The organism is Lysinibacillus sp. GW247-5R2A, from assembly GCF_059424475.1.
The window spans coordinates 247912-271850 of record NZ_JBWKZL010000007.1 but is presented as its reverse complement, the minus strand read 5'-3'; the positions used below and the strand labels follow the sequence as shown (position 1 = coordinate 271850).

At 36.8% G+C, this 23939-nt stretch carries 12 protein-coding genes; 7 read left to right on the top strand and 5 right to left on the bottom strand.

Annotation, left to right across the window (positions count from 1 at the left end; all coding sequences use genetic code 11):
- The first annotated feature begins 1367 nt into the window (after positions 1 to 1367).
- Positions 1368 to 3260, top strand: coding sequence for a stalk domain-containing protein (locus tag AC07YC_RS12975; RefSeq protein ID WP_494919582.1), 1893 nt, complete (start codon positions 1368 to 1370; stop codon positions 3258 to 3260).
- Positions 3261 to 3328: 68 nt separating this feature from the next.
- Positions 3329 to 5821: an S-layer homology domain-containing protein gene (locus AC07YC_RS12970; RefSeq protein WP_494919581.1), complete on the top strand. Its 2493-nt coding sequence runs from the start codon at positions 3329 to 3331 to the stop codon at positions 5819 to 5821.
- An 88-nt stretch (positions 5822 to 5909) separates the two neighbouring features.
- Here the strand turns inward: AC07YC_RS12970 and AC07YC_RS12965 are convergent, their stop codons facing one another.
- Complete coding sequence (locus AC07YC_RS12965) at positions 5910 to 7163, bottom strand: HlyD family secretion protein (protein WP_494919580.1); 1254 nt, start codon at positions 7161 to 7163, stop codon at positions 5910 to 5912.
- Positions 7163 to 7840 carry a hypothetical protein gene (locus tag AC07YC_RS12960; protein ID WP_249661218.1) on the bottom strand — a complete coding sequence of 226 codons (678 nt, stop codon included), beginning with the start codon at positions 7838 to 7840 and terminating at the stop codon, positions 7163 to 7165. The genes AC07YC_RS12965 and AC07YC_RS12960 overlap by 1 nt, the downstream gene beginning before the upstream one ends.
- Before the next feature lie 597 nt (positions 7841 to 8437).
- Between AC07YC_RS12960 and AC07YC_RS12955 the strand changes: the two genes are divergently transcribed.
- The 4 genes from AC07YC_RS12955 (at position 8438) to AC07YC_RS12940 (ending at position 17010) form a co-directional block, all read left to right on the top strand.
- On the top strand, positions 8438 to 12439 hold the full coding sequence (locus tag AC07YC_RS12955) for a cell wall-binding protein (protein ID WP_494919579.1): 4002 nt from the start codon (positions 8438 to 8440) through the stop codon (positions 12437 to 12439).
- A gap of 214 nt (positions 12440 to 12653) precedes the next feature.
- Entirely contained in the window at positions 12654 to 13721 is a 1068-nt protein-coding gene (locus tag AC07YC_RS12950; protein ID WP_336637003.1) for a CAP and S-layer homology domain-containing protein, read from the top strand.
- 221 nt (positions 13722 to 13942) lie between these two features.
- Positions 13943 to 14854 (top strand): C40 family peptidase, encoded by a 912-nt coding sequence (locus AC07YC_RS12945; protein WP_336637004.1) that lies wholly within the window; start codon positions 13943 to 13945, stop codon positions 14852 to 14854.
- Between the two features lie 233 nt (positions 14855 to 15087).
- Positions 15088 to 17010, top strand: coding sequence for an N-acetylmuramoyl-L-alanine amidase (locus AC07YC_RS12940; protein WP_494919577.1), 1923 nt, complete (start codon positions 15088 to 15090; stop codon positions 17008 to 17010).
- Positions 17011 to 17137: 127 nt separating this feature from the next.
- Here AC07YC_RS12940 and AC07YC_RS12935 read toward each other — a convergent pair whose 3' ends face one another.
- Positions 17138 to 19114 (bottom strand): S-layer homology domain-containing protein, encoded by a 1977-nt coding sequence (locus tag AC07YC_RS12935; protein WP_494919576.1) that lies wholly within the window; start codon positions 19112 to 19114, stop codon positions 17138 to 17140.
- Between the two features lie 263 nt (positions 19115 to 19377).
- Complete coding sequence (gene pruA / locus AC07YC_RS12930) at positions 19378 to 20922, bottom strand: L-glutamate gamma-semialdehyde dehydrogenase (RefSeq protein WP_494919574.1); 1545 nt, start codon at positions 20920 to 20922, stop codon at positions 19378 to 19380.
- A gap of 179 nt (positions 20923 to 21101) precedes the next feature.
- Here pruA and AC07YC_RS12925 point away from each other — a divergent pair, with 179 nt between their 5' ends.
- Positions 21102 to 22439 carry an AAA-type ATPase lid domain-containing protein gene (locus AC07YC_RS12925; protein WP_036123133.1) on the top strand — a complete coding sequence of 446 codons (1338 nt, stop codon included), beginning with the start codon at positions 21102 to 21104 and terminating at the stop codon, positions 22437 to 22439.
- Positions 22440 to 22563: 124 nt separating this feature from the next.
- On the opposite strand, the gene AC07YC_RS12920 is transcribed toward AC07YC_RS12925, so the two are convergent.
- On the bottom strand, positions 22564 to 23538 hold the full coding sequence (locus AC07YC_RS12920) for a proline dehydrogenase family protein (RefSeq protein WP_036123135.1): 975 nt from the start codon (positions 23536 to 23538) through the stop codon (positions 22564 to 22566).
- Positions 23539 to 23939 lie beyond the last annotated feature (401 nt).

Here is a 23939-nt window from a genome sequence, read left to right as displayed (position 1 = left end):
CGTTTCACTCGATTTTCGGTACGCGGAAAACCGAAGGTTGAAAACGAAATGGGCTTAGCATTAATGGCAGTAAATCTTCGGAAATATATTGCCATTAAACAAGCAATAAGGTAAAAATAGTGGGAAATCTTAGTCAAATAAGCAAAAAGGGAAATCGAACAGCATCGATTTTCCTTTTATCTTGAATACCAGCTAGTTCTGTCCCAGCCTCTTTTTTTATTTTGTATTACTCAATGAAAGAAAGTAAACTTTGGAAAGAAGAATGCTCATTCTAGTTAATATAGAGTGATTCCTTGTAATGTTTATTATATTTCTTAACCAATGTAAACTGATTTTTAATACAAACCTTCTCTTAATAAAGCAATAGCAAACTCTTAAAATTTTAACTTCTAAGTATTTAATGCTTGAATAACTTTAGTGAAAAAAGGAGATGAATAAGTAAAAATCATTAGGTAGGTTAAATATGGAATTTTATAAAGAAAAAGAAATCTTTTGCTACAGTTGTCGTAAAAAAACTATATTTACTTATAGAGATACGTATAGAAAGAACGGGGTAGACAGTCATTGTAGTGAATGTTCTGGAATTTGGTTTGAATGGCAAAATAGTGCTGTTGAGAGGGAAATGGAAAAGTGGATTGAATATAATAAACATCTTATCAAATGACTAATAGGGTGTTTATCAATATTCAATCGAGAAGTTTATATTAGCAGCTCTGTAAAAAAAGTGTCAGCAGGGCTTTTTTATTATGGATATAATAAGCCTCTTGATAAAAATATTTTCTTATTTAGTCTCGTTAAATGTAGTAAATCTAATAGTAATGTATAGTTATTTTACATATGGTGTCTCAAAAGTCAGCATTAAATATCACAGATATTCTCTCTGCTGAGGGTGCTTTCCTTATATCGCCATCGTCCACCCCGTTTAAGCTTCATTCCATATTTTAGGAATGAAGCTTTTTTTAATACAAAACACGAGAATAATCCACCATTTTCTCCAGGCTATGTAACTTTTTTAAATAAAAAGAGTCTACTTTATAAAATAGTTTACTAGTTGTTCTAATAATATCGGCCAATCTAGTTACCTACTAGCTATATATCGGTATGAATCGCATAGAAAGCAGCTACATTATTGCTTTAAAATTAGCTTCAGGGGAGGGTATATATAAGGATCTATTAAGGAGGAAAACAGTTTGCAAGAAAATATACTGGCATTTTGGAATAACATTTACTTCATATGAAGCTTTTGAAGGAGAGAGGTTAGAACTCTAGTACCGAATTCTACTTTTTTCGATAAGAATCCCACATTTTGGGGTTTTTTCATGTTAAGATGATAAAGACAATTTTGAATGTAAAAAAAGGAGAATAGCATGTTTAAGAAACTAAGGAATACATGTATTGTATCAGCGGTTGCTTTGGCTACAATTTTGCCTGGACAAGCATCGGCATCAGCAATTAGTAACAATGGAATTCAGATAAAAAACAATGTTTCGATTACAATTAATGGAGAGACGATTAGTGTCTATGACCCTATTTTAAATAAATCGGATTTCTTACTATTACCAATGCGTGCTTTATATGAAGCGATTGGTGCAAATGTGGATTGGAATAAAGAAACACAGACTGCGTCAGCTACTCGTAACGGGAAGATTGTGGATTTAAAGATTGATTCGATGATGGCTTTAGTAGACGGACAAGAAGTAGCGATGGATGTCGCACCGTTTATGTATAAAGATCGTACTTATATGCCATTGCGTTTCGTTAGTGAAAATTTTGATGGCTATGTTCAATGGGATCCCGAAAAACAATCGGTAGATATTACAATGTCAGATGATCTGCCTGAAACGCCTCAGGAAGATCCTTATATTTTACATATTAATAACAAACGTATCGTGATGAAAGATCCTATTATTATGAAGGATTCAAGATCTTATTTACCAGCTAACTATATTTATGATTATTTAGATGATTCTGCGGGTGCATGGCTCCCAGACAATTCCTTTGAATTACAAATTGCTGGGATGAGCTTTGTTTTCAAAGATAATAGCAATGAGGTTCTTGTGAATAACGAAACGGTAACATTAACAGAAAAACCGTTTATTCAAAAAGGGAAAATGTATGTGCCTATTACGTTTCTTGTGAATGCGCTAGGCGGAAATTTACGTTATATCAGTGATAAAAAAGAAATGTATATTTACGTTTACCGTTATATGTACACAAGTTCATTCCTTGAAAAATCTTATGGCTCTACATCATCGCCAGCCACTGTCCCTTCTGCTCGTTTAGAGGGAGATCGTGATTTATTTATTAGTGATAATCCTGAAACGTTAACGCGTAAGCTTGTGCCAAAGAATAATGTGACGCTTGCACAATATGATGTGAACTCAACGGCAGTGACGAATAAGCACCGTGTCTTTGGGTGGCATTACAATACACTAGGCACAGATGTTAATATTGGGATTACGGTTCAAAACAAGTCTACGACAGAGAGTATTAAAGTTGTAGATTCAAGAGGTATTAACCAAAAGACAGGTAATAGCTGGGTAGGGCATGATATTGGTTTGACAATTGCTGATGCTACCTTAAATAACAAGCTAAAAAAATCTGCAAGTAGCGGAATTGTCATTGCACCAGGAGAAACAAAGGTCATTGAAACATACGATCTACACCATGAGTATATTATTGGTTTTTTACATGATTTAGATATTCAAGCGGTCAATGGTGGAAAACCAGAGTATATGATTCGTACAGTGCTTACAAAAGACAATAGTGATTTAACAACGATTCAATCGGAGCAGGTTGCCATCGATGAGTATGCAAAGCATCCAAGAGGTGCTTGGCCAAGCGCTACAATTCTAGCAGAGCTACCAGCCTATACGGTAGATTCGCCAGAAGTCGGCTATAACATTTCGAATGGCCGTACTGACCATCTACAAACAGCTGAAAATTCATTTTCACAAATTAATGGGGCAGTCGGAAATCCAGGTCATTTCGGTATGAACTACAAGGTGTCAATTCCTGTTGTAAATCCAACTGGGTCTACAAAAACGATTAAGCTGAAACTTGCTGGTCGTGGAGGCTTATACAGTGGTGCAATTAAGGTGAATGGCAAGGTTCATTTAGTGCCTTCTTTACGAGTAGGAGAAGAATATGTTGAGTTGCCTGATTACGAAATGAAAGGTTCATCAGGCACGATTGATTTAGAACTAATGCATGCTGGTGGTGTCAATCTTCCAGTAGCAATCTATGTAGAAACAAAATAAAGAAGTCACTGGCACGGGTCATACGACATGACATCGTGCCATACTTTGATTAATTCGGAGTGAAGAAATTGGCAAGAAAATTAGTCTCAATTGTTGTAGTTATGTTCGTGCTTATGTTAACTGTTAGCCCCCTCAACGGGCAAGCAGCCGGTTTTGGCAATAAAGTGAGTGAAGTGAAAACAGAGGTATCCCCACAAGTAAATCACTTACAACAAACCTATACTTCAGGCTCTATCCGTCAGTTTGTAAATGTTTTAGATGTAAATTTAAATAATACATATACAAAACTAGAAATTGGGATGCCCAATCCTATTAATTCCCTAAAAACGACATCAGCTATGGCGAAGCAAAACACGTATGATGGCCATCGTGTTGTTGGAGCTGTTAACGCTTCATACTTTTTAGGAAATGGTATGCCCGCGAACTTGTTAGCGGAAAAGAATGAAATTGTCAATTATGGTATTTTGGGAGATACGTATGATAGCCCGACTCAAAAGCCAGTTGCATTTGGCTTATCTAAGTCAGGGAAAGCGATAGCAGATTATTATACAACGAATCTCTCCTTTCAAGTAAATGGAAAAACATATCCTATCGATCTCATTAATAGTGAACGAGGAACGAATAAAAACGTTTTATATACACCAGAAAAAAAGACAACCGGTACAAATGCATGGGGGTTAGAACTAGTAGTGTCAGGTGCTAGCCAAGATACAAATACTTTGCATTTCGGTGATCAATTCTCAGGCACAGTTTCTCATGTAACGACATATGGTGCAGCAGGAAACTCATCTGTACCAGCGGATGGTTTTGTTATTTCAGTACAAAATAAAGAATTAGCCGCTGAATTAAGCAATATTTCGGCAGGTACAAATATCGATGTCAGCTTGTCGATTGATCAAAAATGGATGGATGCTCAATTCATTTTAGCTGCAGGGCCAATGCTTGTGCGCAATGGTCAAGTTGATATTTCAATGCCAACAAATTCTGGCTTTGCTTCGACACGCAGTCCTCGTACAGCAGTAGCGATAGATGCTACAGGTACAAAGGTGTCACTTATTACAATTGATGGTCGCTTAAGTGGCCATAGTAATGGTGTTAACTTATCAGATTTAGCTTCACATTTAATTTCGATCGGAGCTACTTCGGCTATTAACTTAGATGGTGGCGGTTCTACAGCGATGGTTGCGCGCAATCCAGGAGGGTATTTCGCCAATCTTGTGAACAAACCGTCAGAGGGTAGTGAGCGTCGTGTATCGGCCATTTTACAGGTCGTTAATACAGCACCACCAGGGAATGCAAAATCTATTACGCTAAATAGTGTTGGTCAAGTCATGAAAGGTTCATCTGTAGATATGCAGGTAGCGACTGCTTATGATCAATACTTAAATCCGATGACCATCAATCCAGCGAGTATGAAGTGGTCAGTTGAAGGAAATATTGGCAAGATGGATGGTGCAACCTTTACAGCTACTCAAAAGGGTGAAGGGAAAATTATCGGAGAATATGGAGGTATTCGTACGTCCATAGCTGTTTCTGTAATAGATTTAGCAGAAAAGCCTATTGTGCTAGACAGCTTTGATAATGTGTCTACTTGGACAACGGAAGTAGCAAAGGCGAATGCTTCATTAGCAAACTCAAAAGAGTATGCAAGACAGGGAACAGCTAGCATGCAATTAAACTATGATTTTACAGTAGCGGGTACAGGAACAAAGGCTGCCTATATGGTTGCTAAAACACCAATTGCTATGTCAGGTCAGCCCAAAAATATCGGTGTTTGGGTATTTGGCGATGCCGGTAAGCATTGGCTAAGAGGCGTTGTCGTGGATGGAGCGGGAACTAAGCATACGATTGATTTCACAAGTCAGGGTGGCCTGGACTGGAATGGCTGGAAATACGTAACGGCTGCTATTCCAAGTAATCTAGCAACACCATTGAAATTCGAACGTTTCTATGTTGCTCAACCAACAGCTTCTCTTCAAAAGAAAGGTCAACTGTACTTCGATCAATTACAGGCTGTCTACAAAGATAATCATGAAGAATTAGTTTATACGGATGTGAACAAAGGACATTGGGCGTTCTCTGAAATCCAAAGCTTATACAATAAATCGCTAATTAAAGGTTACTCGAATGGTACTTTTAAGCCAGAAGCGTCCATTACACGTGCAGAGGCAGCTACAATCATTGCCAGAGCACTGAATCTATCAACAACGAAGGATTCTAGCTTTAAAGATGTAAGTAAAGGTCACTATGCGTATAGTGCCATTGCAGCAGTCGAGCAGGCTGGCATTATTAAAGGACAAGAAGCAGGGAAGTTCAATCCAAACGGACAGCTTTCACGTGCAGAGATGGCAGCGATTTTAACAAGAGCCTACAAATTAACAGGTACAAGTAAAGTTTCCTTCACAGATGTTAAATCAACACACTGGGCATACAGCAATATCCAAGCACTTGTGGCCAATGATTTAACAGGAGGTTTCCCAGATAATACATTTAGACCAGATGCACAAATTACTCGTGCTCAATTTGCAAGCTTCTTAAATAGATGCTTATCACTAAAATAAACATGAAATACCCCCTGTTATAGCTACAAGGGGTATTTTCATAAAAAAAATCCGCCCATCTCTAGAGAGAGTGAGGCGGATTTTGCATTTAGAAAACAATGTATTTCACATATTGCTTCCAAGTTAACTCTTTAAACTGCTTCCAATGCAATTTCTCAATAGGTAAAGTACGGAAGGTGTAGGCTTCCATATTGCGCTTCTCATTAGAGAGCATTGGTGTTCCTTCATCGAGATAGTCTGAGAAAATTGCTGATTGAGTCGTATTAAATTGGACATTAATATCTATCAATTGAATTTTTCCATCCTGATTAATGATATGGAGCTTTTTATTTCCTCTTTTTGTTGTCGCTAACCACGATTTATCGACTTTATAAGAATCGAACGCTTCATTGACAATAATGGATGCTTTACCAGTTGTTGAAAACGGTACTTCCTCTATTGGCGCATCCTGTTGCAGTACTACTTCATAATTTGTTGGATGCGGAAGGTTTGTTGTTTTAGCTAATTCATTTGCCCAAAATGTTTCATCATCTGTAGCAATCATTTGCTTGTCTAAAACGATGCCAGATAATGCATCTTTTACATGTTTCACTTTAAAATCAACCGTTTGGCCTTCCTGTACTTTTTGCCATTCTTTTTCTGACAAATAAGCATACATGGCTTTTTCATTCGAGTAGATTTCGAAGGTTAAAGCACCAGCTTCTTCTTTCACTGATGACACTACACCATCTATAGGACTGACAATGCCTTGACGAGACTCTATTTGTGTAATTTGCGCTTCAATGAGTGAAATTTGACGATTTGTTTCAGCAATATGTCGATTTAACAGGGCAACTGCTGTTGATAGTGAATTTTGTTGAGCAAGCTCTAATTTTAATGTAACAGACAATCTATCATTGATTTGATCGGTATTAATAGAGCTTTTTGGATCCGAATCGTCGTATTCGTCTTCAATTTGATCAAGTGCATTTTGTAAATCATTTAATTCTGTTTCATAGGCAGTACGTTCTGATTCAAGCTTTGTAAGCTCCTCGTCTACTTCATCTGTTTTTAAGGTAGCGAGTAAATCATTCATCATCACTTCCTGGCCACGTTTTACATTGACAGCGGATAACTTTGTGGCATCAGCTGTAATGGTATATGTCTCGGCGGGTGCCACAATGGTTTCCTTATTGACACGCTCCGTATTCGTCCCGATATAGGCTTTCTGAAATTCGTCAATAAAGTAGGATCGTGTCACGGTGCTATCTTCTTTGAAGACAAAATAAGCATTTATACCGATTACGAGCATTGCCACCACAATACCAATACTTGTCCATGGTCTTGCCTTGATAAATGCCATCATCCTAACCCCCTAGCAATCCATTCTTTAATGGGTAGCACACTAATCATGCCCACAAATAAGGCCATAAATAGTTGTAAGCCAATCAATTTGACTACTAACATTTTTCTACTAGCTTCTTCCTCCCATTTCGACAGGAATAGATACTGCACAATAATGATTAAAACGGTCGTTACCGTCAATTGATTGATTGTAAATAACACGAAGTCAGTTTTAATGACCTGTAAGGCAGCGGGTGCCAAAGAAAAGAATGAAAACATCGTTGTATAGCCCACTCCATAAAAAACAGCAAAGAGGATTGCTTTTTCAATGAGCAGAAAGGTAACAACGTAAAGCTGGACTTTTTTTATCCAAGTATAAGGAATGTCCGTTAATAGATGTAATAGATAGGTAACACCGTAATAATGGAAGCAAAAATAAATGATCGCCCATAAAATGGCACCGAGCATGGAAAGTACGCGTGCCACATAGTATTCATTTTGTAAATCCATTGCAAATAAGGACGTTAAATTTTCTGTCCCCATTCCCCAATATTCGCGAGTAGCAAACAATAGGATGAAAAGGATGAACACCGTTAATGCACGTTTTTTATATCCGATGATCTCACCTTTTTCTACGATGTTTGTAAAGTAGGTAGGGTTTTTTAAGCTATGCCAGAACTTATAATGGTAAAACATAAACAGCGTCCTTTCTTCCAAAATAGGATATCAAAGATGTAGTATACACCTTGTAAAGACATTATGACATATGAAAATAGCTGTTTTTTTCCAATAATTTCGTTGAAAAAACGTATTTCGTCATTACATGTCGATGGATGAAAAACATCCTAATATCAATTACACCTCGGCGGAATTGTGTCACATTTTTTCACAATTACTCGTCAAAAATCTGTAGTATCTGCCAGAGGACTTTTTCTGATTCCATAGACGTTGGAAATCCGAAGAATCAAGATAAATCTATTGTATAGTATAATTGAAATAACTTCCTGTTTTTCTAGCTAGTAATTTTGAAAAACTACTTTTGACGCCCATTATTTTGTAAATATAATAGAATGGCTTGAAAACGTGTAATTTACACCGATACTAAAGTAATGATTAATTAATTACGTCTCTGCGTATTTATGTCCAGATTTTTTCGATTTTGCTCGAAATAAATCTCAATGATCTTCGGATGCTTTATCTTGATTACGCACTCTCTTAAAAAGAGGTATCCTATGCCATTTCAGGATAAATGAAAATGAACATCACATTTTCTTATACATAAAAAATGAAAGGGTGGTTCGATTGAATCGAAAATTGACAACAGGTGTTATAACAAGTCTTTTATTAGCACCTACAGCTATAGCAAATGCACAGGAAAATGATGCACAATCTCGTGTCACAGCACAAACGGAGCAAGTTTCCTACGTCAACGCTGTGGCAGCTGCAACGACAAAGGAACAGCTCATTGCCCAATTCGGTAAATTATCGGAGAATTCGACTGCTAATGAGATGGTGATCGCAGATGGTGATATTAAAGTTGTACAAAATTCGAATGACCTTGGATTTGACAACAATGAAAAGGCACTGATTCAAGCAAAGTACGACTATGTAGTGGAACAACGTCGCCTATTAAATGAACTACAAGCAATTTGGAAGAAAATTAGTGCAATCTCTAATACTAGTAAAACATTTATAGACGATGTAAATGCTGTAGAAACAGAATATGAAAGTTTTTTAGGTAATGAAACGACAGACCGATCATATTTATTCGTACAAAAGCAATTTGAGAAAGCGGTCGATGCAGCGTTTGCCAATAGTGCTAGCAGCATTACTAATACCGTTCGAGGAACAGTCTTACAATATGGCTATAAAGAGGCTGATCGCAATAACTATTTTAAAGGCAAAGGAGTAGATATTGCGAAACTTGGAAAATTAGTTGATGATGCAGCAGCAGTCAAAACTACTGCAACAGAGCTAGACGCTTTAGTGGATGTATTAAAGCAAAGCCCAACGGATTATCCAGCTATTTCTTCAGCATTAGATAAAGTTACAGCAGCTTATAACCTACTAACGGCAGATCAAAAGAAAGTGGCTGAGGCCTATAATCCAAACAATGATACGGTAACACCTTTTAAACAATATAAGGATGCTTTAACGGGTCTGTCAGCCATAGATAAAGTTTCACTAAGTATTACTCAATTAATAGCTAAAAAACCAGCAGACTTTACGTCAGCAACAAGCTTTATAAGTGCTGTAACGGCTATTGAAAAATCCTATAACGCCTTAGATGAAGCTTCACAAAAGTTAGTGGCAAACTATTCTACATTTGAACAATTTAAAAAGGCTGCTGATATTTCCAAGCAAATTTCAGCACTGCGTGTATCCAATGAGGCGGCATATCGTACAGAAGTAAACTCCATTAAAGGGATGTATGATTCGTTAACAATTGATAAAGAACTTGTAAAAAATACAGCGGATTTAAATGTAGCAGTAGCAAATATTGCTTCTGCTGAAAAAATCGAAGGACTTATTGTGGCAATTGCAAGTGCCTCAAATAAAGTGGAGGCTATCAAAGCTGCTCGTACTGCCTATGATGTGCCACTAGCAACAACTGGAACTACTATTAACGCGGCGAATGTCAAAAAAATTGTCAATAATCTTGCTGAGCTAACAAAGTGGGAGAAGGTTTACAATGCATCTATAAGCGTGGACAAATTAATTGACGGTATTGATCCTAAAGCTTCTACATTTGAGAGCAAAACATTTGCTGCTCAGTCGGCCTTTGACAAATTGGCTATGGAAGAAAAGGAATTTGTGCAAAATAAAGATCGCTTAAATCTTTTATACCACTATGCGACTTTATCGAAACAAGTTAATGCCCTTAAACCGACAATGCCAGATTACAAGACCCAAATTACGGAGTTGCAATCAAAGGTAACGGCGTTAAATGCTGGGAATGGTAATGACACGGCTCCATTGGCTGAAATGAAAAGTAAGCTTGAAGAGAAATTATCCAATCTATTAAATGAAGATTTAGTAATAGCGGGTGTGATTCAGCAAATATCAAAGCTAAGTCAATCAAATGATATAATCACGGAGATTTTAGCTGCTCGAGCTGCCTATGATGGCCTCCCATCTTCGGCAAAAAGCCGTGTAACGAATATTAAAGTTTTAACTGATTTAGAGAAATCCTATAAAACGGTTGTGAATGTTATTTCACAATTTGAAAAGCTTGATCCATCCTCTAAGAGCTATATTTCAAAAGCCAAATCAGCTTATACAGCCTACGCTAAGCTTGATGATAAAAATAAAGCCTATGTCAAAAATTATAAGAATTTAAAAGAGGTTGTACCTGTAATAGACGTAATTGTGAAAATTAATGCATTAAATCCTTCTAAAAAAACGTATAAGGATGATGTGAAAGCAGCAACAGATGCATACACAGCATTAACAGATCAAGCCCAGGTTATTAATTATCCTGATCTTATAAAAGCACAAGCCTATATCGATATGGCAAAGGCATTCGATGAACGTGTTCTTGCATTAGTGAATGAGAATCCGGACACATTTGTCCAAAAGGTAGCCGAGCTAACTACAGCCTATAAAGCATTAGATAAAAATGCGCAGAAGCTTGTGGAGCAGGCAAAAACTTTAAGTAATTATGAAAAGAGCAATAAAGCCGTTATCAAGGTTATTCAAATGATTAATGCATTGGACCCAACGAGTAAGGACTATACAAAAAAGGTACTTGCCGCACGGAAGGCTTATAATGCCCTTGATGAAGTTTCAAAAAAACATGTGACGAACTATACGAATCTTACAGCTGTTGAGGATGTGGCTTCATTAATTGGCCTGATTGCTTCGTTAAAGCCAACAAGTAAAACATTCTACCAAGATATGAAAACGGCACGTGAGCTTTACGATGGATTATCTGAGGAGAAGAAGCAAGCCATTATCAACTATGATGCACTGGTAGCTGCTGAAAATGAACAGGGGTTAGCTGAGGGCGTAATTGAGCTAATCAAATTAACAGAAGTGCAAGATGCAGACTATTTAACAAAGCTCATGAATGCACGTTTAGCCTATGATAAGCTGTCATCGAACCAAAAGAAACTAGTAACGAATAGTAAAGATTTAACAACGCGTGAAAAAGAGGTTAAGCCTATTTTAAGCGTGATGGTACAAATTAATGAACTAGATCCAGAATCGAAAAGCTTTGTTAGTAAGGTTAACTCTGTCCGTAAGGCATATGACAAATTGTCGAAAGATCAAAAAAAATACATCGACAATATTGATGTACTCTTAAAATATGAGCCTGTATCCGATGTAGTGGAATTGATTAGTAAACTAAAATCTTCAAGCAATACATTCCTTCAAGATACAGCAAGAGCACGTTCGCTTTATGATGCATTACCTACCGATTTGCAGCAATATGTAACAAACTACTATTTATTGCAGGCTGCTGAGTCAAGTATTCTAGGGGCTGGCAATGTAATGCAAATGATTGATGCTTTACCATCTGTAGATCCAAAGCAGTATGTAAAACGTATTCAAGAAATTCGTGCTGCTTATAATGCGTTACCAAAGGATCAGCAACGAGCTGTGGAAAACTACAGAGTATTACAAGACCAAGAAAAGCTGATTAAGCCCGTTATAAGTATTGTGGAGGATATTGATCGTCTTTTAACAGCTAAGGATATGAATAGTCAATATCAAAAGATTTTAAAAGCTTATGATAAGCTGAATGCTGACCAAAGACGCTATGTGTATAACGACCAATTGTTACTATCCTTAGACAGCGTGATTAAGGTCTATAATAACATTGCAAAATTAAATCCTAAGGATAAATTCTACTTTGGTATGGTTGAAGCCGTACGTAAAGAATACGATAGTTTGAATACGACAGATAAACAGCGTATCTCCAATTATTCAATTCTATTAGAGGCGGAGAAAAGTATGGCCGACGTCAAAAAGGTCGTTGAAATGATTGCAGGTCTTTCTCCAAGCTCACCAACGTATATAGAGGATGTGGCAAATGCCGTAGCTGCATATCAGGCTTTGGATTCTAAAGTACGAGGGCAAGTCATTAATGAAGACTTACTCAAACAAGCTGAAAAAGATGTGGCTGCCGTTCTCAAGGTCGTTCAAGCGATTGGCAATATCGATCCAGATAGCTCATCATTCGAGAAAAAAGTATTAGCAGCTCAAAAAGACTACAGCTCATTGTCGATAGAGCAACAGGGATTAGTGTATAACTATCGTATTTTAGAAGAATATCTTAAAATGATTCAATAGTATGAGAAAAAAGGAGTTTTCCCAACGATTAATAAGGGAAAACTCCTTTTATAATGATTAATGATGAAATCAATTTATTATTTTCCAAAAAAAGTGAAACTATCTTATTTGAATTTCGTATCATATAGTATGTATGGTGAATTTTCGTTCCTCCACTTCAGTAATGAAAAAGCGCCGTTTGCTACATATTTGACATATTGAGGAGGTAGCCCTGTTGAAAAAAATTCTGAGTATCATTGTCCTTTCAATAGCTGCAACCGTAGGAAGTTTAACAAGTTTAAGTCAGGTAGAAGCGGCATCTGCCAAAGCTGTGGATATTTCGAATTCATATTGGGCAAACGCTTCGATACAACATATGCTAACAAAGCAATATATGACTACATATAGCGATAACAAGTTTAAACCGGAGCAGGCAATTACAAGGGCAGAGGCTGCTGCTGCCATTGCTCGATCTATTCAGACCAATGTAGACATAGCAAATACGACAAAATTTAAGGATGTCCCTGCTAGTCATCCCTATTACAAAGAGATTTGTCAGCTTGTTAAACTGGGGGTTATCCAAAAAGGGGAAGCCTTTCATCCTGAGGAGCCTTTAAAGCGAATGCAGGTGGCAAAAATGCTAGCATTAGCGTATCAATTTAAGGTTGATAACAAAAATAATACCCAATTCGCAGATATTCCTCAGACGCATTGGGCACATAATTATATTGAATCGCTTGCTGATATCGGCATTATCAGTGGGGTAGACACTAAACACTTTGCACCTGATCAGTTAGTGACACGCGCCCAATTTGCTGTGTTCGTTGAACGAAGTATTAATTTTCAGCAAAAAATAAATAAATTAGAAGTGGCTTATGATTATTTGGCGAAGGATTATATTCCAACAGTCAACCTTTCTACTGAATGGTCGAAAAGGGTTATTGAGTTAATTAATGTTGAAAGACAAAAGAAAAAGCTAGAACCTGTTGTGCATGATCCAAAATTGACGCAAATCGCAATTATTAAAGCGCAGGATATGGTGAACCGCCATTATTTTGAACACGTTTCGCCGTTTTATGGTGCCCCATGGGATTTAGCGACTTTATTTGATTATGATTATACGAGCTTTGGAGAAAATATCGCTAGAAATATTCAAACGCCCGAGATTGCTGTAAAGGCGTGGATGGCTTCACCTAGTCATCGCGATAACATTTTGAAAGAACATTATACGAATACAGGTGTTGCAGTAGCGCAGGATAGCAAAGAAAATTACTATTGGGTTCAAATGTTTTCTAGTCAATAAGTTGTTGTGTAACAAAGGTGCTCTAATATTACAGTAATGTTACGAAAGCTTCAAAAAATGATAAAAAAATTCCTCTTTTAACGCTGGAAATACCACCAAACGTTGGTATTGCAGCGTTTTTTTGCTGTCTAAAACCGTTACACAAATGAAAAATAACAAGAGCTTCTTTTATGATAGTCTATTTATAGGCAAAAAAGTTTTGAGAGGGGTATAACAAAAGTATGAATAAGAAATGGTTATTACCGATTTTTGCATCTTTCATGTTATTTTCAACAACTCATATAAATACTGCTGAAGCAGCGACAAAAGAAGAAGTCACTGACACAGCTTCTAAATATTTAGGTATTCCATATAAATACGGTGGTACAACAACAAGTGGTTTTGATTGCTCTGGATTCACTTCTAAAGTATTTTCAGACTTAGGCATTCAATTAAATCGTACATCAGGCTCTCAATACCAACAAGGTAATGCAGTAGCAAAGAGTGATCTACAAGTTGGCGATTTAGTATTTTTCAATACAAGTGGTAGTGGCATTTCACATGTGGGTATATACATAGGTAATGGTAATATGATCCACTCTCAAACAGGTCAAGGCGTTAGCTACTCAAGTGTTAATGATCCATATTATTGGGCTTCTCGTTATGTAGGGGCTAAACGTGTGGCAACATTTGATACGCAACAACAAGCTGAAGTTAAAAAAGCTGCAATTGACTTTTCAGTATATGCTTCTCGTGCAGAAGTTGCTGTACAAATTGCAAAAGCTTTAAACTTAGATACTTCTAATACAACTACTAATTTTGTAGATGTGAAACCAACAAACGCAAATGCAGGTGCTATTGCCGCTGTTGAAAAATTGGGGATCTTTGAAGGTGATGCGAACGGTAAGTTCAACCCGTCGTCACCAATTACACGTGCACAAATCGCTAAAGTTTTAGTACTAGCTTTCGGTCTTGAAAACCAAGGAGAAACAGTAGCATTCAATGATGTTCCTCAAAATAACTGGGCTAGTAATTATGTTTCTATCCTTGCTTCTAATGGTGTTACAAATGGCGATGGAGATGGAAGCTTTGGCACTGATGAATTACTAAAAATTAAACAACTTAAAGTTTTCATTGATAGAATTCAACAATAAATTTCTTGAATTTTACATGTTAATTTTGTCATAGATTGCAAGAATCGATCTTTTGAATAGCGTATAATGGAAGAAGGGTTTGCAATCGCAGACTCTTCTATTTTTATGATAACTACATAGCAGAGGAAGTGATATGGAAAATATAATTTAACAGTTCTATTGTATGATGCATTATTTAGCTAATTTTGTTAAAATGGACACGTTAAGAGAACAAGAAGGGAGGAAATAAGACATTGAACATCAAAAAAATTAGTCTTATCTTGTGCGTCTTATTCATTTCGGCTTCTATGTTTACGATACATAGTGCAAGTGTCAGTGCAGCTACCAACTCAAATATTACATTTGAAGATGTCACTAAAAATCACCCAGCCTATGAAGAAATTAATTATTTAGTAAGTTTGGGTGTGATCCAAGGCTATTTTGTGAATGGTAAAAGAGTTTTTGGCCCAAATAACAATGTAACGAGAGGACAAGCAGCCAAAATGGTTGTCGTTGCCTCCGGAAATAAACCATTAATCGTAAATAAATCTAGCTTTTCAGATGTTACAGTAGGCACTGAAATGTCAGGTTATATAGAACGTGCTGTACAATTAGGTTTCTTCGACAAAAATATAAAAGGTGAATTTCTACCAAACAAAGCTCTAACTCGTGGAGAAATGAGTTATGTCTTAACAAAGGCATTTAATTTAGATACAAGTGAGTATGAGGGAATCGATTCACCATTTACAGATGTAGGAATCACACACGAATATGTGAAGTACATCAATACAATCTATTATAATGGTATTACTAACGGAACAGGTAAAACGTATTTACCAAACAGCACGGTGACACGTTCACAATTCTCATTATTTGTGGCACGTGCAAAAAGTGAGAAATACCGTTTAGAATTGCCTGTAAAAGGTGTAACGGTACCTGATACATCTCAGGTTATTGGCTTAGTAAAAGTTACTACAGATGGTTTAAATATTCGTAAATCAACGGATAGCGCTTCAACTACGAACATTGTAGGTAAAGTCAATACAGGCGGTAAATTATCAGTATATGCAGTTGAAGGTAATTGGTTAAAAGTATCTTATAAAGGTGCTTATGCTTATATTTTTAAACAATATGCTGAATTTTTAGATGCAGATGGCAATGCGTTAGGTGCAGTCGAAAAAGAAGTAACGACAAAAAATGCTGTTAACTTATATGTGAAGCCAACTTCTTCAGCAAAAGTAATTTCAACGATTAAAGCAAATGTTAAATTACCAGTATATAAAACAGTAGGCGGCTACTATTTAACTCAAGTGAATGGTTTACCAGGTTATGTGGTAGCTAATAGTACAACGGATACGGTTGAAGAAGAGAAGCCAAATCCTAATCCAGATCCAGGAACACCACCTGTTACTTCAGGAGATGTACTTGGAAGAGTTACGGTTGCTAACCTAAATGTGCGCAGTCAAAGTAATTCAACGTCAGCAGTACTTTTCAAGCTGAATAAAGGAGAGTATGTCCAAGTTAATAGCATCAGCGGTTACTGGGCAGAAATCACTTACAAAGGACAAACAGGTTATGTTCATAAATCTTATTTAAAACTATTAAATCAGTCAGCTAAGCCTTTACAAAATCGCGTTATCATCCTTGATCCAGGTCACGGTGGTAAAGATCCAGGGACAGTAAAAGGTTCTGTTTCCGAAAAGAGCATTACATTAAAGGTCAGCACGCAAGTAAAGCAATTACTAGAGAATGCTGGTGCCAAAGTGTATATGACACGTACTGGTGATACGTACCCATCATTACAAGATCGAGTAGATTTCACACAAGCAAACTACGGTGAGATTTTTGTTAGTGTCCATGTCAATTCTGCTGCCAATTCGTCAGCACAAGGTACTGAAACATATTATGCTATATCTACAGGAGATATGTATCAGGAAGACATAGATTTAGCCACATTTGTAAATAACCAAATTGTTAACAATTTAAATATGAAAAATCGTGGTGTTAAACAAGAACAGTACTACGTAATTCGCAATATGGTCATTCCATCTATTCTAGTGGAGCTTGGTTTCTTAACAAATACTGAGGATCACAATAAAATGACAAATGATCAATACGTGAATCTATTTGCAGAATCTATTTATAATGGTATTTTGCAATACTACAAAAAACAATAAAAGTGGAAGAGACGATGCCAAAGTTATACTAGCTTTGGGGTCGTTTTTTCTCTTTACTTATAAGTACCCAGTTTCCGAAAAAAACAAACAAGGCTACCTCCATTATGAGAGAGGTAGCCTTTTAGTTTTACTTGACAGTAGGGATGAATTTAATATAATCCTTACTAATATAAGCAGCTTCTGAGTGCGATCTATCTGAAATTACTTGATACCAACCATTAGCACCTGTATCTGTGATGATAACAGGCATATTACTTTTATTAAAGGTGAATAGTGGACTTTGTTGTGTGGATGCATCAGCACGAACATTTAGACCAGCTGTTGTTGTTAGTGCAATTTTATACGGGTTACTAGCATCTTTATAGCCTAATGCTTTTTCGGCACGATAGTAGTGTCCAGCAATTTTGGCACCCCAGAAAGGGTCAGAGGCGTATTTTACGTTAAACCCAATTGCTTTAGAGCCAACGACTGCACCATTTGTATAACGTCCTCCAGGCGTAATGTAATTAGGCTGTAAGAACTTTTCAACAAGCTCATTAATGTTTGCGCCCACACTATCAAATTTTTTGTTTAAAGGATTTGTATCATATACATATAAACCAAATAGGTTATTCAAATTTTGAGCATGATCACTCATCCCGTAGGCACTCTCATGCTGTGCCAGTGCTAAAATAAGCATGGCGTTAATATGGGCATTCGCTTCGACATCTTTTAACACGGTACCTAAACCAATGAGTTTACTTTTTGTCGTAGCGTCTTTGTAAATAGAAGCACCTGAGCTCTCCACTTCAGCTAGTTTTTGCATAATATATTGATCAATTTCCTCAGCTGTATATTGTGTCGTAGCACGAGCAGGTAAGAATTGATAGTAATTATAGCCTTCTCCCTTTGCAGAGCCATTACCATTCGTAAAATTAATACCATCCCAGCTAAAGTATTTCTCACCTTGCTTCATAAAGCTAGGAGCCTTGCCGTAGACGTAACTAGATGAGTACTTATTGGCTTTATAATCATATAAGGTATGTTTAATTTCACCATTTTCATTTGTATAATAAGCGCGTCCCTTTACTAAAGCAGAAGGGATTAAAGTAACGTCTGCTTGTTTTAAAGAACCAACTTGTCCAGCTAAGCGTACCCTTACTTGAGTGGCATCACTACCGAGATACTCCATTTCTGTATTAGCAGCAACGGCAATTTGATCCTTTATCGTTTCGGAATTTAACGCGACATAATTATTTGTGACAATAATACCGGAAGACATTTTTATAATCTTATTATTTTGAGTAACCACTAAAGAACTGTTTGTCATCGCTTTTTCAGCAGCTTCAAAACTAGCATAAGATTGCTTGTCTACAAGATTACCATTTGAGATTTCTTTAACAATAAATGCATTGGCATTATTATTACCTGAATTATTGTCGTTTTCAGAGTTCCCATTATTATTGGAATTACCATTATTACCGTTGTTGTTATCAGTATTCCCATTATTATTTTCAACAGTGTCAGCAAGGAGAATTAAGCGAAGTATAAATGTTGATGCTTCAGCAATTGTAGCATTGTCTCTAGGTAAAAACATGCCGTTAGAGCTTCCTTTAATAAGCCCTAATTGAGCACCTATGGCAATGTCCTGACGGAAATCTTTGAAAATGGTAGCATTGTCTGTAAATGTAATAGAGGAAGTACCTTTTGGAATTTTTAAATAATCAACCGCTCTAATTAACATAACGGCCATATGCTCTCTTGAAATACGTGCATCTGGCTTAAATGTGCCATCTGTGTAGCCGGTAATTATGCCAGCAGTAGCAGCAAGCTTGATTTCATTGGCAAATAAATATGTGTCAGAGACATCTGTAAATGTACTATTATCCTTCGTCTCTAAGTTTAAAGCCTTTGCTATGTATGTGGCGAATTCACCGCGTGTAACAGTATCATTCGGACGATAGCTGCCAGTAGCATCTTTCAGCAAGGCTCCTTTGGAAATCAAATAACGCAGACCACTTTCATGCATATGTCCTGATAGCTCATCAGCATAGGCCTTTTGGGGTTGCGAAATGATTATGCTAATAAGCATCATCAGTAACATAAAAATTGATAGTTTTTTCATAGTTTTACCCTCCTAAACTGATATCATTTTAACAAAGTTCCACAATCAAGTTAAGGGTCAAATGTTAGAAATACCATAAAATATACTAGAGTATTATAGGAGAAAAGTATCCTTTTGACGCATGTAGAGAAAGTAAAAGAGGAATCTATGAGGGAAGTGAATCAATATTCATATGAGTTTCTTCTATTATATATACGTTTGAGATAAACGATAAAAAAATGCCGTACATAAGAAACTATGTACGGCATTTATGATGGGGAATATTATAGCATTTCTGAAGTTGTTTTTGCTTGCATGTGAAGTTGTAGGTAGTCTGGGCCACCAGCTTTTGAGTCTGTACCTGACATGTTGAAACCACCGAATGGTTGGTAGCCAACAATCGCACCTGTACAGCCACGGTTGAAGTAAAGGTTTCCAACGTGGAATTCTTCACGTGCTTTTTCTAGGTTTACGCGGTTTGTCGTAATGACAGCACCTGTTAAGCCGTATTCTGTATCGTTAGCAATTTCAATCGCTTGATCGAAATCTTTTGCTTTTGCGATCGCTACTACTGGTCCGAAGATTTCTTCTTTCATAATACGTGCAGAAGGCTCTACGTCAGCGAATACGGTTGGTTGTACGAAGTAACCTACTGAATCGTCCGCTGTGCCACCAGCTACTAAACGACCTTCGCCTTTACCGATTTCGATGTATTCCGTAATTTTATTGAATGCTGCTTGGTCAATAACCGTTGCCATGAAGTTGCTGAAATCTGTTGGGTCTCCAACTGTTAAAGAGTTTGTTAACTCTTCTACACGGTTCACCACTTGGTCATACACATCTTCTACGATGACAGCACGAGAACATGCTGAACATTTTTGACCAGAGAAACCAAATGCTGATTTCACAATCGATTGTGCAGCTAATTCAAGATCTGCTTCTTTATCGACAACGATTGTATCTTTACCGCCCATTTCAGCGATTACGCGTTTGATCCAAATTTGACCATCATTTAGGACAGATGCACGTTGGTTAATACGTAAGCCAACATCACGTGAACCTGTGAAGCTGATGAAACGAGTTTTTGGGTGATCAACTAAATAGTCGCCCACTTCAGCACCAGAACCTGGTACAAAGTTAACAGCTCCTGCTGGAAGACCTGCTTCTTCTAATACTTCGATAAATTTATACGCCACTACTGGTGTTGTAGAAGCTGGTTTTAGTAATACTGTGTTACCTGTTACTAAAGCAGCTACTGTTGTACCAGCCATGATTGCAAATGGGAAGTTCCAAGGTGAGATGACGATACCAATTCCTAGTGGAATATAGTCATAACGGTTGTATTCACCTGGACGGCTTTCTACTGGTTGACCGTTTTTAATACGTAGCATTTGGCGACCATAGTATTCTAAGAAGTCGATTGCTTCTGCTGTGTCTGCATCAGCCTCAGCCCATGGTTTCCCTGCTTCTTTTGTTAATAATGCTGAGAATTCGTGTTTACGACGACGAATAATAGCGGCTGCTTTGAAAAGAACATCAGCACGAATAGCTGGATCAACTTTTTTCCAAGTTTTGAATGTTTCATCTGCTGCTTGCATCGCTTTTTCAGCTAAATCTTTGCTCGCTTTTGACACACGGCCAATAACTTCTGTTTTCTTTGCAGGGTTATACGAAACGATTTTATCTTCAGTTGTAATACGCTCACCACCGATAATAAGTGGGTAGTCTTGACCTAAATAACCTTCAACTTTTTTTATAGCTTCTACATAAGCATTGTAGTTTGCCTCTTGTGAAAAATCTGTGAATGGTTCGTGTTTGTATGGAATCATATCTGTTTCCTCCCCTGGATAAAGGGTGCCAAATGATTATGCACCTTTAAAGATTTTGTTAATTATATAATGCAATATAATTTGGCATTAATCAACTCAAATTTTAAAACTTTTTTAATTTTTGCATCTGTTTTTCGTATTGGTGTTAGAATAAGCTTAATGGAATACAGGAGGACAAGATGGATAATAATGTACTACTAAGTATTTATAAATACGTCATTGAAAAAGGTGATATGGGAATTTGCGTTGTCGATACTGAAGGCAAGTTGCTCATATACAATAAAAAAATGCGAGAACTGGAGGGCGTAAATGAGGACGAATATGAGGAGAGGCGAGCGATAGAAATCATTGATTTCGAAATCGAAAAGAGCGATATCTTTAAAGTCCTAAGTTCTGAAACGCCAGTTCTACACGTCAAAAAAACGTATTGGAATAAAAAAAATCAAGAAGTGACCTACATAAGCAATATTTATCCGTTGCACTATGAGGGTGTGTTAATAGGGGCTGTGGAATTCGCGCGAGATATTACGCAGCTTGAATATATGATGTATCAGCCATTAAGGAGATATGGTGCACCGCTAACATTTGATATTATTACGGCTGTTTCCGCAGTCATGAAGGATGTCATCGAAAAGGCAAAAATTGTTGCATTGAGCAGAATGCCTGTTGTGTTAATTGGGGAATCAGGCACCGGTATCGATATGGTTGCTGAGGGTATTCATCATGATCTAAAGGTGCAAAATGATATGTTTATCGCTCTAATTTGCCGCCGAGATGAGCAAACAGTGTTGAATCAATTTGAAAAATACATTGTTGAAAAAGAGAGAATTACTTTTTTTGCTGAACGCATCGAATATTTATCACTCGAAGCCCAAGAAAAGATTGTCGAGCTTTTCAACAATCATCCAAATCATCAACATGTTTTAATTGCTAGTGTTGGCAAAGACCCTATAGATTTAATTCAAAAGCAGGAGCTGTCTAAAAAACTTTACCGCTTATTTTCTGGAATCACGATTTATGTACCACCTTTACGTGAAAGAAAAGAAGATATGATGCCATTTATTGATGATTACTTCAAAAGACATCGGGAGAGCTTTGGCTCAACAATCCAAGGTCTTTCGGAAGAAGTGCAAGAGACGTTTTTGAAATATGATTGGCCAGGAAATTTAAAGGAATTAGAAGTACTGCTGGATGAGATCACCTCGCTAATTACCAACGAAACTATCGTTGAATCCCATATGCTACCCGTTCATTTTAAATGGAAAATCCAAAGCACCTGTGAGGAAGCAGAAAATGAAGTATCAACAAGTGATTTGTTTGTCATTAAAAATCAACAAGATATTCGACCATTAGATGTCTACATGAAAGAGGTGGAGGAATATTATATTTCAAAGGCTTTAGACTTTCACCAAGGTAATATTTCCAAAACCGCAGCTGCTTTAGGAATACGTCGACAAAGTTTACAATATCGCGTAAAAAACTATAGGCTCAATAAAAAAAGCGAAAACATTGATTAACAATGTTTTCGCTTTTTTGGATAGCTTGGGTAGAGTGACGGATAGCAAAGTCGAACTGACGGATAGAACTCCGAAAGTGACGGATAGCATTATCAAATTGCTGGGTAGTCACTAGCCTCAACTATTATTTTCCTTTTTTTGAAAGGCGACCAAGGGCGAATGCTGCTGCGCCTAAGCCAATTGCTAGATTTGTTTTTTTATTAAACACTTGCTTTGTCACAAGTGCTACGTTTTGTGGGCGTTCTGCTAAACGGCGCATAAAGTAACCGTACCAGTCGTTACCAAATGGTAGGTATGTGCAGAAATTATAGCCTTCACGTGCAAGATCTAACTGCATTTCTTTACGGAAACCATATAGCATTTGGAATTCAAATTTTTCGTTTGGAACGTTATGTTGTTTAACGAATTGCTTCACATGATTAATCACATTGTGGTCATGCGTAGCGATAGAAGTAAATTTACCATGTAGTAAATGATGTTCAATGAGCTTCAAATAGTTACGGTCGATATCACCTTTTGATTGGTAGGCTACACTTTCTGGTTCTTTGTAGGCACCTTTTACAATACGCAAACGGAAGTTTTTGTACTTTTCAATATTTTCTTCTGACTCGAAGAAGTAAGCTTGAATAACTGTCCCCACATTATCAAATTCTTTGTGTAATTCCTCTAGTAATTCAAAAGAGCTGTGTAAACGCTCGTAATTTTCCATATCGAAGTTCACGAAAATATTGTATTGATGTGCAAGCTCTACGATCTCTTTTAAGTTTTCATAGCAAAATGCGTAATCAATGTCTAAACCTAATTGGGAAGGTTTAAGTGAAATATGAGCATCTAGTTGCTCATCGTGAATAGCTTGAACAACAGCTAAAATATTATTTTTTGCAGCAGTCGCCTCTGATTTCTCATAAACGAACTCTCCAAGATTGTCGACTGTACAAGAAATATTAGCTTTGTTTAATTCTCTAATAGATTGCACAACTTCTGGTAAGCTAGTGCCTGCCACAACACTTTGAGCACCCATCTTTAGACCATATTTTTGTGCAGCGCTATTTAATATTTTGTTCTCTGATAAGTAAATGAAAAAATCACGTAGTACCATTTATATGCCTCCAAAATTGAAAATTTTAAATTCTTGGCGATTATAACACTTTTTTCGAAAAGTAAAATGGTATGATTTTTAGAAAAAAATTTTTTGTGCGGAAGACTGAGGGGGTAAACTATTGGCACAATTGACTTTTCAAATTTTGAAATGGTCATAAAAAATATTTTTTCAAAAACAAGGACTTTTCAAATTAGTAGTTTTGTTTTATGTTAAAATTTTTGTCTTAAAACAAAAGTGCTACTTTATTAGAAGGAGTTTATTAAAATAATTTTAGCAAGTTATCGGATGATGGAGTGTATGTTTAAATCAATCTAAAAGAGAAAAGAAACAAGTGGAATGCAACCTTTATAAATATATTGAAATAACTTTATGGAGTGGGCATTTCTGGTATTTTGGTA